Origin of the sequence: Nonomuraea sp. NPDC059194 (genome assembly GCF_042754765.1) — a bacterium.
Taxonomy (GTDB): Bacteria; Actinomycetota; Actinomycetes; order Streptosporangiales; family Streptosporangiaceae; genus Nonomuraea.
This window is the reverse complement of the sequence record NZ_JBHZBH010000022.1, coordinates 111012-125520: the sequence shown is the minus strand read 5'-3', so window position 1 is coordinate 125520 and position 14509 is coordinate 111012. Positions and strand designations below refer to the sequence as shown.

The following is a 14509-nucleotide window of genomic DNA, read 5'->3' as shown; positions in this document are numbered from 1 at the left end:
GAGTGATCATGCGACTCCGCATACTCGCCACCATCGCCGCCCTCTCCGTCGCGGCCCTCACCGGCTGCGGCCAGCAGGGCGCGGGCGGCGGCGGCACCGGCACACTGCGCATCATGGCGCCCGCCGCCGTCGGCGGCGGCTGGGACCAGACCTCCCGTACGGCGGAGCAGGCCATCAAGTCCGTCGACCCCGAGCGCAAGATCGAGGTCTTCAACGTGCCCGGCGCGGGCGGCACGATCGGCCTGGCCCAGCTCGCCGGCGAGAAGGGCAACGGCAACATGCTCATGACCATGGGCCTGGTCATGGTCGGCGCGATCGAGCAGAACAAGTCCAAGGTCACACTGGCCGAGACGACGCCGATCGCCAAGCTGACCGAGGAGTACGAGATCGTCGTCGTGCCCGCGGACTCGCCGCTGAAGACGCTGGCCGACCTGGTGGCCGCGTGGAAGGCCGACCCGGCCAAGGTGTCCGTCGCGGGCGGCTCGGCCGGCGGTACCGACCACATCCTGGCCGGCCTCATGGCCAAGGCGGGCGGCATCGACCCCAAGCAGGTCAACTACATCGCCCACTCGGGCGGCGGTGAGGCGCTCAACGCGCTGCTCGGCAACAAGGTCACGGTCGGCGTGTCCGGTGTCGGCGAGTTCGCCGAGCACGTGAAGTCCGGCAAGCTGCGGGCGCTGGGAGTCTCCTCGCCCACCCGCATCGACTCCGTCGACGCGCCCACGCTGAAGGAGGGCGGCCTGGACGTCGAGCTGGCCAACTGGCGCGGGATGGTCGCGCCCGCCGGGCTCAGCGACGCCGACAAGAAGGCGCTGACCGACCTGGTCACCAAGATGCACGACTCGCAGGTGTGGAAGGACGCGGTGGCCAAGAACGGCTGGATCGACGCCTTCCAGACCGGGCAGCAGTTCGCCGACTACCTGAACGCCGAGCAGACCCGCGTCAAGGCCGTCATCGCCGAGATGGGGCTCGTCTCCTGATGTCCTCCCCGCACGAGCAGGACGGCGCCACCCCGCGTGGCGCCGTCCCCGCGCCCCCCGGCCCCCCGCCCGATGATCGGGCCGGCCTTTCCGGCGAGGCCGCGGAGAGCAAGCGCGGGTGGTGGCGCCCCGAGATGGGCCTGTCGCTCATCGTCCTCGCCCTCGGCGTGCTCGTCATCGTCGGCACCCTCGACGTCTCCGCCGCCACCTCCGCGCTCGGCCTCGGCCCCAGGTTCTTCCCCATCCTCGTCGGCGGCGCGATGATCATTATCGGCGCCTTCTACACCCTCGACGTCGTGCGCGGCGGCAGGGGCGACCCCGAGGAGAGCGAGGACATCGACGCCGACGCGCCCGCCGACTGGAAGAGCGTCGGCCTGGTCAGCGGCATCTTCCTGGGCTTCACCGCCGTCCTGACCACCCTCGGCTGGATCATCTCCGCCGCGCTGCTGTTCTTCGGCCTGTCGGTCGCGCTGGGCGCCGAGAGCAAGGTCAAGGCCGCGGTCATCGCCGTCGTCCTCGGTCTGGTCTCCTACCTGGCCTTCGTCAACGGCCTGGGCGTCAGCCTGCCGGGCGGCGTGCTCGAGGGGGTGATCTGAGTGGACTCCTTCCAGCTCCTCATGGAGGGCTTCGCCACCGCCCTCACGCCGATCAACCTGCTCTACGCCCTCGTCGGCGTCACGCTCGGCACGCTCGTCGGCGTCCTGCCCGGCATCGGCCCCGCCATGACTGTCGCGCTGCTGCTGCCGATCACCTTCACCGTGCCACCGGCCAGCGCGTTCATCATGTTCGCCGGCATCTACTACGGCGGCATGTACGGCGGCTCCACCACCTCCATCCTCCTCAACACGCCCGGCGAGTCGTCGTCGATGATCACGGCGCTGGAGGGCAACAAGATGGCCAGGCGGGGCAGGGCCGCGCAGGCGCTGGCCACCGCCGCCATCGGCTCGTTCGTCGCGGGCACGATCGCCACGGGCCTGCTGGTCGTCGCGGCCCCCGCGGTGGTCGACTTCGCGATCTCCTTCGGCCCCGAGGACTACTTCGCGCTGGCCGTACTGGCCTTCACCGCGGTCTCCTCCGTGCTGTCGCGCTCGATGATCCGCGGACTGGCCTCTCTCGGCCTCGGCCTGGTCATCGGGCTGATCGGCATCGACGAGCAGACCGGGCAGGCCCGTCTCACGTTCGGCATCCTGCAACTGCTCGACGGCATCGACGTGGTGATCGTCGCGGTGGGCCTGTTCGCGCTGGGCGAGGCGCTCTACGTCGCCTCCAGGCTGCGGCACGCCAGCCCCGAGGTGGTCCCCGTGGGAGCCGCGTGGATGGGCCGCGCGGACTGGGGCCGCTCGTGGAAGCCGTGGCTGCGCGGCACCGCGTTCGGCTTCCCGTTCGGCGCGCTGCCCGGCGGCGGAGCGGAGATCCCCACCTTCCTGTCGTACGCCACGGAGAAGAAGCTTGCCAAGGGCGTCGCCAAGGAGGAGTACGGCAAGGGCGCCATCGAGGGCGTCGCGGGACCCGAGGCGGCCAACAACGCCTCGGCGGCGGGCACGCTCGTCCCGCTGCTCACGCTCGGCCTGCCCACCTCGGCGACCGCGGCGATCCTGCTGGCCGCCTTCCAGCAGTACGGCCTGCAGCCCGGCCCGCAGCTGTTCAACCACAACCCCGCCCTGGTGTGGGGCATGATCGCCTCGCTGTTCATCGGCAACGCGATGCTGCTGGTGCTGAACCTGCCGCTGGCCCCGCTCTGGGCCCGCGTCCTGCGCATCCCGCGCCCCTACCTCTACGCGGGCATCGTGCTGTTCGCGGCGCTGGGCGTCTACGCGCTGAACGCCTCGCCCGTCGACCTCGTGGTGCTGTTCGTGCTCGGCCTGCTCGGCTACGCCATGCGCCGCTTCGGGCTGCCGATCGCCCCCGCGGTGATCGGCATGATCCTCGGCCCGATGGCGGAGAAGCAGCTGCGCAGGGCGCTGGCGATCAGCGCGGGCGACGTGAGCGCGCTGGTCGCGAGCCCGATCGCGGCCGTGCTGCTGACGCTGGCCGCGCTCGCCCTCCTGACGCCGCTGTTCCGGCGGCTGTGGGCGCGCCGCCACCCTGAGGCGGCGGTCGTCCACGCCGGGTCGCACAACGAAGAGTGACCCGACGTCGAGGCCCCGCCGGTCCATCTCCTCTTCCGGCGGGGCCTCCGTCACGTCACGGTCGGCCGGTCAGGTCGCTGTCTTCGGGTCGCTGTCTTCGGGTCGCTGTCTTCAGGTCACGGTCGGGCGGTCAGGTTCGCGGGGAAGGTGACGGGCCCCTCCTCGGTGCGCACAGTCACGGTCGCGCCGTCGCACGTCACCCGCGCCCTGCCCGGCACCACGACGGTCAGCAGCGATCGGGCGGCGGGCGAGGTGATCGTGACCGACGGGACCCGCTTGAGGTAGCCGGGCGAGATCTCCCCCATCTCCTCCCGCTGCCCGCCGATCGGCCTGCACGCGGGCATCTCCAGCTGCGTCAGCGTCGGCCTGCTGCCGGGCGCGAGATGCCACAGGTTGCGCAGCCGTTGCCCTTCGGGCACCTCGTCCAGGACGGCGAGCACGTCACGCCCGTGGTTGACCAGCACCTTCCTGGTACGGCTGACGCCGTACGCGTCGTCGGTGAACGCGTAGCTCTGCCTGGTGGGGGCGGTCGACGAGCTCACCAGCCGCGTCGCCGTACCGGGGCGGAAGGGCCGGCCCTCGACCACGGGCACGTTGTGCGCCTCGGGGGTGACGGTCCACCTGGGGTAGTCGCCCTTCTCGTAGGAGTGGAAGCCCGCCTCGACCAGGACGTCGCGCCCGTCGGCCTGGTAGGTGACGCTCAGGTGGTCCTCGTGGCCGTGATAGCGGCGCGGCGGGCCGAACCTGATCGAGTAGAACGCCGACTCGCGCGTCCAGCCGGTCCTGCCGAAGACGTAGCCGCCGTCGAAGACGCCGACCGTGCGGCTCGGACGGCGGAAGCCGGTGGGCCGCATGTCGGCCGGGCCGTCGCCGATGGCGGTCAGGCGGCCGTCCGGCTGGATGGCGTGCGCGACGTACGACTCCAGCCCGGCGCGCCTGGCGGCCAGCGTGGGAGGGATGCGGACACCGCACTCCTTGATGGCGGCGAACGCGACGCCGAGCCGCTGGTGGACGTAGACGCCGTAGCGGGGCGCCTGCTCCTGGAGCGTTCCCTGCCCGTCGATGGCGCGCTCGGCCGACTCCGTCATCCGGCGCAGCGCCAGGTCGCGCCACTCGGCGACGCCGAGCCTGCAGCCGAGGCCGAGCAGCGCGATGTCCTGGTCGAGACCGTGGTTGTGACCGCCCTTGTAGAGGGCGGCGTCGGCCAGGACCTCGGCGTGCTCGACGAGGGAGTCCGACAGCCAGTCGGCCTTCACGTACGTGCTCAGGCAGACCAGCGCCGGCGCGCGCAGCGCGACGGGGTGCTCGGCCCACGCCCACTCGCTGACGTCCGTGCCGCCGCGCGGGTTGTCCCTCACCCAGTCGTGGGCCGTCCGCTCGGCCCGCCGCAGCGCGGCGGCGTCCCCGTCGCTCTCGTAGGCGACGACGAGGCGGCCGACCCAGCGCAGCGAGTGCAGGTTGAGCGCCCACGAGCGGTTGCGGTACGGATCCATCCGCCAGTCGAGGTCGGTGCCGAGCTCGACCGGCGGCAGGCCGACGAACGAGATCGGCCCCTTCATGACGTCGGCGGCGGCGAACTGGCTCCTGTCGCACATCGGCCTGCCCCTGGCCTCGGCCAGGCTCGGGCCGCCCGGTCTGACCAGGCAGGCGGCGGTGAGCAGCGCGAGCAGCGCCAGGACGAGGGAGCGCTTCACTGCTTCTCGTCCGTCCATTCGGCTTCGAGGACGACCTCCGTCGTGGCCCCGGTGGTGGCCTTGACGACCTGGCTCTCGGTGTCGATGACCAGCTCGCGCCGCACGCCGCGCACGTCGTAGGCGAAGGTCGACCCGCCCAGGTAGCGCACGTCCGGCAGCTCGGCCAGCGCCCGGTAGGCGGCGGCGCGCACGGCGGGCGGGGCCGGCTTGCTCCACAGCAGGCCGCTCAGCGCGTCGGCGACCACACCACCACGATGCCGCTCGGGCACGTCGCGCAGCAGGCCGTTCACGTGGGCGCGCAGCGTGGCCGGATCGTCGGGAAGCGCCTCGATCTCGGCGATCGTCATGGGGTGCCCGTCCATCGTGAAGGGCTCCCTCGTCGGGGCGGTGACGGTGCTCGTCCCCCTGCGCTCCGTCGTCCAGGCGCGGCCGTCCCTGGCCACCCACAGCTCCCTGACACCGGAACCGTTGATCTTGCGCTTGACGTGCCAGTAGGCGCCCTTCGTCGCGGGCGCCTCCTCGGCCACACCGGCCGCCGCGAGCAGGACGCTCGCCTTGTCGTCAGCCGGGCTCTCGACCGGCAGCCTCGGTACGGCGAAGGCCACCGCCGCGACGGCCGCGACCGCGAGGCCGGCCAGGAGCGGCGTCCAGCGCGGGCGCCTCCGGCGGGCGTGTTCGGCCTCGATCCTGGCCCTAACCCTGTTCCTGGCGCCGGGGCGCTCCTCGGGCTCGCCGTACAGCTCCCGGATCTTCCGCAGGTCATCCATGGTCGCCCTCCATCGGGTCGGTGCCGCCAAGGGCCTTGCGGAGCTTCTTCCTCGCGCGGTTCAGGCGGGAGCCGACCGTGCCGTACGGGATGCCGAGCGCGGTGGCGATCTCCTCGTGCGACAGCCCGGCGAGCGCCACGAGCAGCAGGACGTCGCGGTCGCCCTTGTTCAGGCGGGCGATCGCGCCGGCCAGGCTGGGCCCGAGGCTCTGCGCGCTGACCCGCACCGCGACCACGTCGGCCAGGCCGGGGACGTCGCGCTCGGCCGACATGCGGTCCATGGCGCGCAACGCCCTGATCTCCGCGCGCCGGTGCTTGCCGACCAGGTTGGTGGCGATGCCGTACAGCCAGGATCGGACGCCGGCCCGGCCGGGGTCGTAGCGGTCACGCTTGCGGAAGGCGGTCAGGAAGGTCTCGGCGACCACGTCCTCGGCGTCGTCGGGGCCGAGGCGTTGGGCGACGTACCGATGGATCTCCCCGAAGTAGGCGTCGAAGATCTCGCTGAACCCCTCGGGCTCGGCGAGATCGGGAACGCGCACCGCGGATACGGTCATGGGTGGCGGCCTTCCGTGAACGAAGCTGTCGGTAGGTATCACCCGATCGGCCGATCTGCTTTCACGGTCGTCGCCGCCCTGGACGTCGAAGAGCGGGGGACGGCGACCGTCCCCCGCTCTGGCGCGTGTCGTCACATAGGTACGACCGCCGGAGAGGCGGCTGTGTTCGACCGGAATCGGGGCGCGGCCCACAGGCCTGCCAGCGCCATGACGAGCGTGGCCGCGTAGACCGCCCAGTAGCCCTGGCCGACCCCGGCGAACAGCGCGCTCGTGATCGCCACCGACACCACGGAGAACACCGACTCGCCGACCTGGAGCGCCGAACTGTTGACGCCCTGCTGGCCCGGCATCGACAGCTCCAGCGTCAGCACCGACAGCGTCGGGTAGACCAGGCCCATGCCGAACCCCGTGATGATCCACGCCGGGTAGGCGAACGCGACGGGGACACCGTCGAAGGTGACGATGCCCATGGCCAGGATGCCGATGGCGAGCGCGGCGGTGCCGCCGAAGAGGTTCGCCGTCTTGCCGAACACCTCGCGCCCCTGCAGCCAGGAGGCGAACGACCAGGTCAGCGCGCCACCGGTGAGAGCGAACCCGGCCATCAGCGGCGACATGCCGCGCTCGTTGATCAGCATGAGCGGGACGATCACCTCGGCGGCGAAGAAGGCGCCCGCCGTCAGACCGCGCAGGGCCACCACGGCCGGCAGTCCCCTGGCCGCGCGCAATGTCCCCGCGGGCAGCAGTCTCGGCAGCGCGACCAGCAGGACCACCAGGCCCACGACGAGCAGCGGGAGCCTGCCGTCGCTGCCGTACTGCATGAGGCCCGCGCCCACGGCCGTCAGCGCCGCCCACGCGACCTTCCTGCCCAGGCCGGGAGCGGGCTCGGCCTGCCCGCCCGCCACCGGCTGTCCCGCCAGGCCGCGCAGCAGGATCACGCCCGCGATCACGGTCAGCACGGGAACGGACAGGAACACCCAGCGCCAGTGCAGCGTGTCGACCACCAGCCCGACGATCGCGGGACCGACCATCGACGGCACCACCCACGCCGTGGCGAACAACGAGAAGATCTTCGGGTGCAGCTCCTCGGGGTAGACCCTGGCCACGACGACGTAGAGGGCCACGCTGACCAGCGCGCCGCCGAATCCCTGCACGAGCCGTCCGGCGATCAGCATCTCCATGGTGGTGGCCGACCCGGCCAGCAGCAGGCCGCCGATGAAGCCGACCGTTCCCGTCCACAGCGGGGCGTTCGGGCCCTTCAGGTCGGCCCACCGGCCGCCGAGGACCGTGCCGACCACCGCGGCCGCCATCGCGCCACTGAACGCCAGGCCGTACAGGTGGAGGCCGCCGAGGTCGCGGGCCACGACGGGCATGGCGATCGCCACCGCGATGTACTCGAAGGCCACCAGGGAGACCAATGCCACCAGGCCGGCTGTCAATGATGTGCGCGTCATGCGGGTGACGCTACGGCCGATCCCGCCTCAGCACCTCGTGCGCAAGTCCTAGGCCCTCCTACGCATATGGCCCTAGGCACGGGCCGCCGTCCGGCTTCGCGCCTGGACAGCCGACGACCCCGGCGCCGTGCGGGGCCGGGGTCGTCGGCTGGTCGTGTCTCCTACGCGGAGTCGTGTCGCCTACTCGGAGACGCCGAGCTTCTCCAGGATCAGCTCGCGCGCCCTGGCCGCGTCGGCCTTGCCGCGGCTGGCCTTCATGACACCGCCGACCAGCGCGCCCACTGCGGCGATCTTGCCGGAGCGGACCTTCTCGGCCGCGTCGGCGTTGCCGGCGAGGACCTCGTCGATGATCGCCACCAGCTCGCCCTCGTCGGCGATCTGGAGGCCGCGGGCGGCGACGACCTCGTCGGGGCCGCCCTCCCCCGCCAGCACGCCGTCGAACGCCTCACGGGCCAGCTTGTCGTTCAGCGCGCCCGAGGCGACCAGCTCCGTCACCCTGGCGACCTGCGCCGGGGTGATGGGCAGCTCGGCCAGCGAGGTGCCGGCCTCGTTCGCCCTGCGGGCCAGCTCGCCCATCCACCACTTGCGGGCGTCGGCCGCGGGCGCGCCCGCGGCGATCGTGGCCTCCACGATCTCGATGGCGTCGGCGTTGTGCATCGACTCCATGTCGTGGTCGCTGACGCCCCACTCGGCCTGCAGGCGCTTGCGGCGCACCGACGGCAGCTCGGGCAGCTCGGCCTTGAGCTTGGCCACCCACGCGGTGTCGGGAGCGATCGGCACCAGGTCGGGCTCGGGGAAGTAGCGGTAGTCCTGCGCCTCCTCCTTGGACCTGCCGGACGTCGTGGTGCCGGTGTCCTCGTGGAAGTGGCGGGTCTCCTGGATGATCTTGCCGCCCTTGGCGAGGATCGCCGCCTGCCGCTGGATCTCACCGCGGACCGAACGCTCGACGCTGCGCAGCGAGTTGACGTTCTTGGTCTCGGTACGGGTGCCCCACTCGGACGAGCCGCGCGGCATGAGCGAGACGTTGACGTCGAAGCGCATGGAGCCCTCCTCCATGCGCACGTCGGAGACGCCCAGCGAGCGCATGAGCTCGCGCAACTCGATGCCGTAGGCGCGGGCCACCTCGGGGGCGAGCTTGTCGGTGCCGGGAATCGGCTTGGTGACGATCTCGACCAGCGGGATGCCCGCGCGGTTGTAGTCGACGATGGAGTAGTCGGCCCCGTGGATGCGACCGGTCGCGCCGCCCACGTGGGTGGACTTGCCGGTGTCCTCCTCCAGGTGGACCCGCTCGATCTCGATCCGCACGGTCTTGCCCTCGACCTCGACGTCGAGGTAGCCGTCGGAGCAGAGCGGCTCGTCGTACTGCGAGATCTGGTAGTTCTTCGGCATGTCCGGATAGAAGTAGTTCTTCCGGGCGAAGCGGCACCATTCGGCGATGGAGCAGTTCAGCGCCAGGCCGATCCTGATCGTCGACTCGATCGCCGCGACGTTGGCCACCGGCAGCGAGCCGGGCAGCGCGAGACACGTCGGGCAGGTCTGGGTGTTGGGCGCGGCGCCGAAGGTGGTCGGGCAGCCGCAGAACATCTTCGAGGCGGTGCCCAGCTCGACGTGGGTCTCCAGGCCGAGGACCGGCTCGAACCGGTCGAGGGCCTCGTCGTATGCCATGACGCTCACAGTGCGGGAGCCTCCTTCAGCAGCGGGCCGCCCCAGCGGCCCTCCAGCGCCTTCTCGACTGCGGCGCCGACCCTGTAGCAGCGGTCGTCGCCGAGGACCGGGGCCATGATCTGCAGGCCGACCGGCAGGTTGTCCTCGTCGGCCAGGCCGCACGGCACCGAGATGGCCGCGTTGCCCGCCAGGTTGGACGGGATCGTGCACAGGTCGGCGAGGTACATCGCCATCGGGTCGTCGGCGCGCTCGCCGATCGGGAACGCCGTCGTCGGCGTGGTCGGCGAGATCAGCACGTCGACCTGGTGGAAGGCGGCCTCGAAGTCGCGCGCGATGAGCGTGCGGACCTTCTGCGCCTGGCCGTAGTAGGCGTCGTAGTAGCCGCTCGACAGCGCGTAGGTGCCGAGCATGATGCGCCGCTTGACCTCGGGGCCGAAGCCCGCGGCCCTGGTCAGCGCCATGACCTCCTCGGCGCTGCGGGTGCCGTCGTCGGCGACGCGCAGGCCGTACCGCATGGCGTCGAAGCGGGCCAGGTTGGACGAGCACTCGGAGGGAGCGATCAGGTAGTAGGCCGGCAGCGCCGTCGTGAACGACGGGCAGGAGACCTCGACGACCTTCGCGCCCAGCGACTCCAGCAGCTCGACGGCGTCGTGGAAGCGGTTGAGCACGCCCTGCTGGTAGCCCTCGCCGCCGAACTCCTTGACCACGCCGATGCGCATTCCGGCGATGTCGGCGTTCGTGGCCGCCTCGACGACGCTGGGCACGGCCGCGTCGATGGAGGTGGAGTCCATCGGGTCGTGACCGGAGAAGGCCGCGTGGAGCAGCGCCGCGTCCATGACATTGCGGGCGAACGGCCCGGGCGTGTCGAGGGAGCTGGCGAAGGCGATCAGGCCGTAGCGGGACGACCCGCCGTACGTCGGCTTCATGCCCACGATGCCGGTGACCGCAGCGGGCTGCCTGATCGAGCCGCCGGTGTCGGTGCCGGTGGACAGCGGCGCCTCGTAGGCGGCGACGGCCGCGCTGGAGCCGCCCGACGAGCCACCGGGGATCTTGGTGAGGTCCCACGGGTTGCGGGTGACGTGGTAGGCGGAGTTCTCGGTGGAGGAGCCCATCGCGAACTCGTCGAGGTTGGTCTTGCCGAGGATGACCAGGCCCGCCTGGCGCAGCCGCGCGGTCACGGTCGCGTCGTACGGCGGCCGCCAGCCCTCGAGAATCTTGGACGCGGCCGTGGTCGGCATGTCCTTGGTGGTGAAGATGTCCTTGTGCGCGATCGGCACACCGGCCAGCGGGCCGAGCTTCTCGCCGCCCGCCAGCCTGGCGTCGACCGAGCGGGCCTGCTCCAGCGTGACCTCACGGTCGACGTGGAGGAAGGCCTGGACCTTCGGCTCGACCTGCTCGATGCGGTCGAGGTGCGCCTCGGCGACCTCGACGGCGCTGGCCTGCCCAGAGGCGATCAGCGCGCCCAGCTCGGCGGCGGACTTGTTGATCAGACTCATGCTTCCTCCCCGAGAATGCGCGGAACCCGGAAGCGGTCGTCCTCGACGGCCGGAGCGCCCGAAAGCGCCTGCTCGGGCGAGAGGGACTGGCGCACCTCGTCGGCACGGAAGACATTGGTCAGCGGGAGCGCGTGCGACGAAGGCGGGACGTCTTCGGCGGCGACCTCAGCCACCTTCGCGACCGCGGCGATGATGTCATCGAGCTGGGTGGCGTAGTGGTCGAGCTCGTCGTCGGAGATCGCCAGCCGGGACAACCGGGCCAGGTGCGCGACCTCGTCGCGGGTTATGGCGGACATGAGTCGTTGAACCCGTTTCGTGGATGGAGTTTGGACAGTGTCATCCTAGGGCTCTTGACGCAGCGCACCCGAACCATTAACCGTCTGTCGTGGTGCGGGGGCGTCGCCGTATCGGGAAGTCAGCGCTCGCGGAGGAGTTCGCCGGCCGGTCAGGGCTGCCCTTCGCCTACTACACGGCGTCCCCGGGCGATCCTCAGGCGGAGCTCTCGCAGTTCATGGACGACATCGCCGCCTCCACGCTTCCCGCCCGCGACCTGTTCGCCGAATCGGCCCCCGGCACCTGGAACGCCGCGCTGCTGCAGCTCGGCCAGGCACTACCCGACGACAGCCCGTCCATCGTCGTCCTCGACGAGGTCCCGTATCTCATGGAGCGTGTGGAGGCGTTCGAGGGCCTCCTGCAGCGCGCATGGGATCGCGTCCTGTCCCGCAAACCGGTCCTGCTGCTGCTGGTCGGCTCCGACCTGTCCATGATGGAGGCCCTCAACAGCTACGAGCGCCCCTTCCACCAGCGCGGCACCGAGGTGGTGGTCGGTCCGTTGAACCCGGCGGAGATCCAGCGAATGCTCGGGCTCTCCGCCAAGGACACCTTCGACGCCGCCGTCGTCACCGGTGGACTCCCTCTCGTCTGCGCGGAGTGGCCGAGGGGAGCCTCTGTCTGGGAGTACCTTCACCAGGCGCTCGGCAATCCCCTCTCCGCCCTGCTGGTCTCCGGCGAGCGCTCGCTTGCCGCCGAGTTTCCCACCCAGGCGCAGGCCAGGGAGGTGCTCCAAACCATCGGCAGTGGCGAACGAACCTTCACCAACATCGCCCGAGCCGCGGGCGGCATCTCCCACAGCACGCTTTCCCGCGCCGCCGACCTGCTCATCGCCAAGGGCGTGGTCACCTCGGAGTTGCCGCTGTCCACCCGCCCCTCCAAGGAGCGCCGCTATCGGATCAGCGACCCCTACCTCCGCTTCTGGCTCCGCTTCCTCCGTCCCCACATGCCGGAGATCGAACGCCGCCGGGGCGATCTCACCCTGCGCAGGATCGCGTCCCAGTGGAGCAGTTGGCGGGGACGGGCGGTCGAGCCACTGGTCCGCGAGTCACTGGCCCGCCTCGTTCCCGGCAGCGCCGCCGTCGGCGCGTACTGGACGCGCGGCAACGACGTGGAGATCGACCTCGTCGGAGCCGATCGGGCGCCCGTCGCCGGAAAGCTGCACTTCCTCGGGTCGATCAAGTGGCTGGAGAACTCACCGTTCGACGACCACGACGCGGCGGCGCTGGCCAGGCATCGTGCCGCGGTCACCGACGAGCTCGTCCCGTTGGTCGCCGTGTCCCGTAGCGGGGTCTCGTGCACGGGCCTGTCAGCCGTGTACGGTCCCGACGACCTCGTCCGCGCCTGGCAACCCGCCCTCGCGCGTCAGACGGTTTGGGAGATCTCCACGTAGTCGATCTCGCGGACGCCGACCCGCTCCCGCAGCCACACCGTCGCGTCGGCAGGCGCCATCGCCCGGCCGAACAGCCAGCCCTGGCCCATGTCGCACCCCATGTCGGCCAGCCGGAGCGCCACGTCGTCCGACTCCACCCCCTCGGCCACCGACCGCAGCCCCAGCGACCGCACCAGGTCCACGATCGAGCGCACGATCCGCTCGTCGTCCTCCGAGCACGACAGCCGCTGCACGAACGACGCGTCGATCTTCACCTCGGATGCGGCCAGCCGCTGCAGCCTGATCAGCGACGAGTAGCCGGTGCCGAAGTCGTCGAGCGCCAGCGGCACCCCGAGCGCCGCCAGCGCCTTGATCGTCTCGTGGGCGTAGGCCTGGTCGCCCATCAGGATCCGCTCGGTGACCTCCAGCTGGATCGCCTCGGGCGGCAGCCTGAAGCGGGACAGGCCCGCCTCCAGCTGGTCGGGCAGCGCCGAGTCGAGCAGGTCGCGGGCGGAGACGTTGACCGAGATCTGGACCCGCAGCCCGGTGTGCCACCAGCGGGCCGCCTGCTCCATGGCCGCGTCGATGACGTACTCGGTAATCTGCCGCATCAGGTAGGACTGCTCGGCCAGCGGGATGAAGTCGGCCGGCGAGATCGGCCCGCGCACGGGGTGGCGCCAGCGCAGCAGCGCCTCCATGCCGCGCACCTCGCCCGTGGTCAGGTCGACCTTGGGCTGGTAGTGCAGGCGCAGCTCGCGGTTGTCGACGGCGCGGCGCAGGTCGCCGAGCAGGCTGAGGCGTTCGGGCGAGTTGCGGTCTTTGTCGGGCTGGTAGAGCTCGACGCCCGTGCGGCCCTCCTTGGCCAGGTACATCGCCACGTCGGCCCGCTGCAGCAGCAGCTCGAAGTCGGGCGCGTGGTCGGGGAAGAGCGCGATGCCGACCGAGCCGTCCAGGTCGAACGTCATGCCCTCCAGGCGCACGGGCTCGGTGAGCGCGGCCCTGAGCCTGGCGGCGACCTCCCTGGCGGCATGGGTGTCTCTGATGGACGGCAGCAGCACGGCGAACTCGTCACCGCCGAGGCGCGCGACGACGTCGCCTGGCCGTACCGAGTGGGTCAGCCGGTGGGCCACCATCTGCAGCAGCCGGTCGCCGACCGGATGCCCCATGGTGTCGTTGACCTCCTTGAACCGGTCGAGGTCGATCAGGAACAGACCCACCCGCTCGTCATTGCGGCACTCGGCGAGCGCCTCCTCCGTCGAGACGATCAGCATCTTGCGGTTGGGCAGGCCGGTCAGCTCGTCATGCATGGCCTGGTGGTCGCGGCGCATGGACAGCGTGGCGGTGAAGTAGACGGCCGCCAGCGGCGCCACGAACAGCGGCACCAGCCCCGGGGAGTCCTGCATGACGACGACGACCAGCGGCGCGAGCCCGAGCAGCCCGGTGTAGACGAGCGCCTGCGGGCCGATCGAGGCGCGCAGCACCCTGGTGAGCGAGCGGCGTTCGTGCAGCGCGACCGCGCTGCACACCAGCATCGCCCGCGCGGTGAAGTAGGCGATGCCCGACAGCGCGATCGGGACCAGCGCGAAGCCTGCCGGCACCCAGGGAGACGAAGGGGCGGGCACGATGCCGAACAGCCCCAGCACCACCGCGCCCGCGGTGAACGCCAGCGTCGCCTGGGCGATGTTGAACATCACCCTGTGCCAGGCCTTGCGGGTGACGATCCCGTTGACGGCGATGCCGACCACCTGCAGGAGCACCGCGACAGGCAGCCCGAAGTGCAGTAACACGGCGAAGGTGAACATGGTCGCCGGGTAGGTGCCGCCCACGGCGGTCGCCGAGGACACCATGACGGGGCGCAGCTCGCCCAGCACCACCAGCACCACCAGCACCCAGAACAGCGGTGTCTGGGCCAGCGAGACCAGGTCGGCAGGGTCGAGCCGCAGCTCGGCCACGAGCAGCGCGGTGAAGCCGATCACGGAGACGCTCAGCAGGAAGGCCCAGAGCGGGCTTCCGACGCGTGGTCCCGTGTCGCGGGTGTCGGTTGGGTCGGTCATCGGTAACAGAACCCCCAA

12 protein-coding genes are annotated in these 14509 nt (G+C 71.2%); 4 read left to right on the top strand and 8 right to left on the bottom strand.

Annotated elements, in window-relative coordinates; genetic code table 11:
* The first annotated feature begins 8 nt into the window (after positions 1-8).
* Genes ACFXJ8_RS25705 through ACFXJ8_RS25695 form a run of 3 tightly spaced genes read left to right on the top strand, consistent with a single transcriptional unit; the run spans position 9 to position 3109 of the window.
* Positions 9-980 (top strand): Bug family tripartite tricarboxylate transporter substrate binding protein, encoded by a 972-nt coding sequence (locus ACFXJ8_RS25705; RefSeq protein ID WP_379646495.1) that lies wholly within the window; start codon positions 9-11, stop codon positions 978-980.
* Positions 980-1576, top strand: a complete 597-nt coding sequence (locus ACFXJ8_RS25700) for a tripartite tricarboxylate transporter TctB family protein (protein WP_379646494.1) — start codon at positions 980-982, stop codon at positions 1574-1576. Before ACFXJ8_RS25705 ends, ACFXJ8_RS25700 begins: the two co-directional genes overlap by 1 nt.
* Positions 1577-3109 (top strand): tripartite tricarboxylate transporter permease, encoded by a 1533-nt coding sequence (locus ACFXJ8_RS25695; RefSeq protein WP_379646493.1) that lies wholly within the window; start codon positions 1577-1579, stop codon positions 3107-3109.
* A gap of 116 nt (positions 3110-3225) precedes the next feature.
* Here the strand turns inward: ACFXJ8_RS25695 and ACFXJ8_RS25690 are convergent, their stop codons facing one another.
* The 7 genes from ACFXJ8_RS25690 to gatC all read right to left on the bottom strand — a co-directional run bounded on the left by ACFXJ8_RS25690 (position 3226) and on the right by gatC (position 11031).
* Positions 3226-4803, bottom strand: coding sequence for a heparinase II/III family protein (locus tag ACFXJ8_RS25690; RefSeq protein ID WP_379646492.1), 1578 nt, complete (start codon positions 4801-4803; stop codon positions 3226-3228).
* Complete coding sequence (locus ACFXJ8_RS25685) at positions 4800-5570, bottom strand: hypothetical protein (RefSeq protein WP_379646491.1); 771 nt, start codon at positions 5568-5570, stop codon at positions 4800-4802. The genes ACFXJ8_RS25690 and ACFXJ8_RS25685 overlap by 4 nt, the downstream gene beginning before the upstream one ends.
* Positions 5563-6108, bottom strand: coding sequence for an RNA polymerase sigma factor (locus ACFXJ8_RS25680; protein WP_379646490.1), 546 nt, complete (start codon positions 6106-6108; stop codon positions 5563-5565). Before ACFXJ8_RS25680 ends, ACFXJ8_RS25685 begins: the two co-directional genes overlap by 8 nt.
* 146 nt (positions 6109-6254) lie before the next feature.
* The gene (locus ACFXJ8_RS25675; RefSeq protein WP_379646489.1) at positions 6255-7574 is read right to left on the bottom strand and encodes an MFS transporter; all 1320 of its coding nucleotides are present in this window, start codon (positions 7572-7574) and stop codon (positions 6255-6257) included.
* Positions 7575-7754: 180 nt separating this feature from the next.
* Positions 7755-9239, bottom strand: a complete 1485-nt coding sequence (gene gatB / locus ACFXJ8_RS25670; RefSeq protein ID WP_379646515.1) for an Asp-tRNA(Asn)/Glu-tRNA(Gln) amidotransferase subunit GatB — start codon at positions 9237-9239, stop codon at positions 7755-7757.
* 5 nt (positions 9240-9244) lie between these two features.
* Positions 9245-10735, bottom strand: coding sequence for an Asp-tRNA(Asn)/Glu-tRNA(Gln) amidotransferase subunit GatA (gatA, locus tag ACFXJ8_RS25665; protein ID WP_379646488.1), 1491 nt, complete (start codon positions 10733-10735; stop codon positions 9245-9247).
* On the bottom strand, positions 10732-11031 hold the full coding sequence (gene gatC / locus ACFXJ8_RS25660) for an Asp-tRNA(Asn)/Glu-tRNA(Gln) amidotransferase subunit GatC (protein WP_379646487.1): 300 nt from the start codon (positions 11029-11031) through the stop codon (positions 10732-10734). Before gatC ends, gatA begins: the two co-directional genes overlap by 4 nt.
* Positions 11032-11120: 89 nt before the next feature.
* On the opposite strand from gatC, the gene ACFXJ8_RS25655 reads away from it, so the two are divergent.
* The gene (locus ACFXJ8_RS25655; protein WP_379646486.1) at positions 11121-12458 is read left to right on the top strand and encodes an ATP-binding protein; all 1338 of its coding nucleotides are present in this window, start codon (positions 11121-11123) and stop codon (positions 12456-12458) included.
* On the opposite strand, the gene ACFXJ8_RS25650 is transcribed toward ACFXJ8_RS25655, so the two are convergent.
* Complete coding sequence (locus tag ACFXJ8_RS25650) at positions 12431-14491, bottom strand: putative bifunctional diguanylate cyclase/phosphodiesterase (protein WP_379646485.1); 2061 nt, start codon at positions 14489-14491, stop codon at positions 12431-12433. The genes ACFXJ8_RS25655 and ACFXJ8_RS25650 overlap by 28 nt on opposite strands.
* Between the last annotated feature and the right edge of the window lie 18 nt (positions 14492-14509).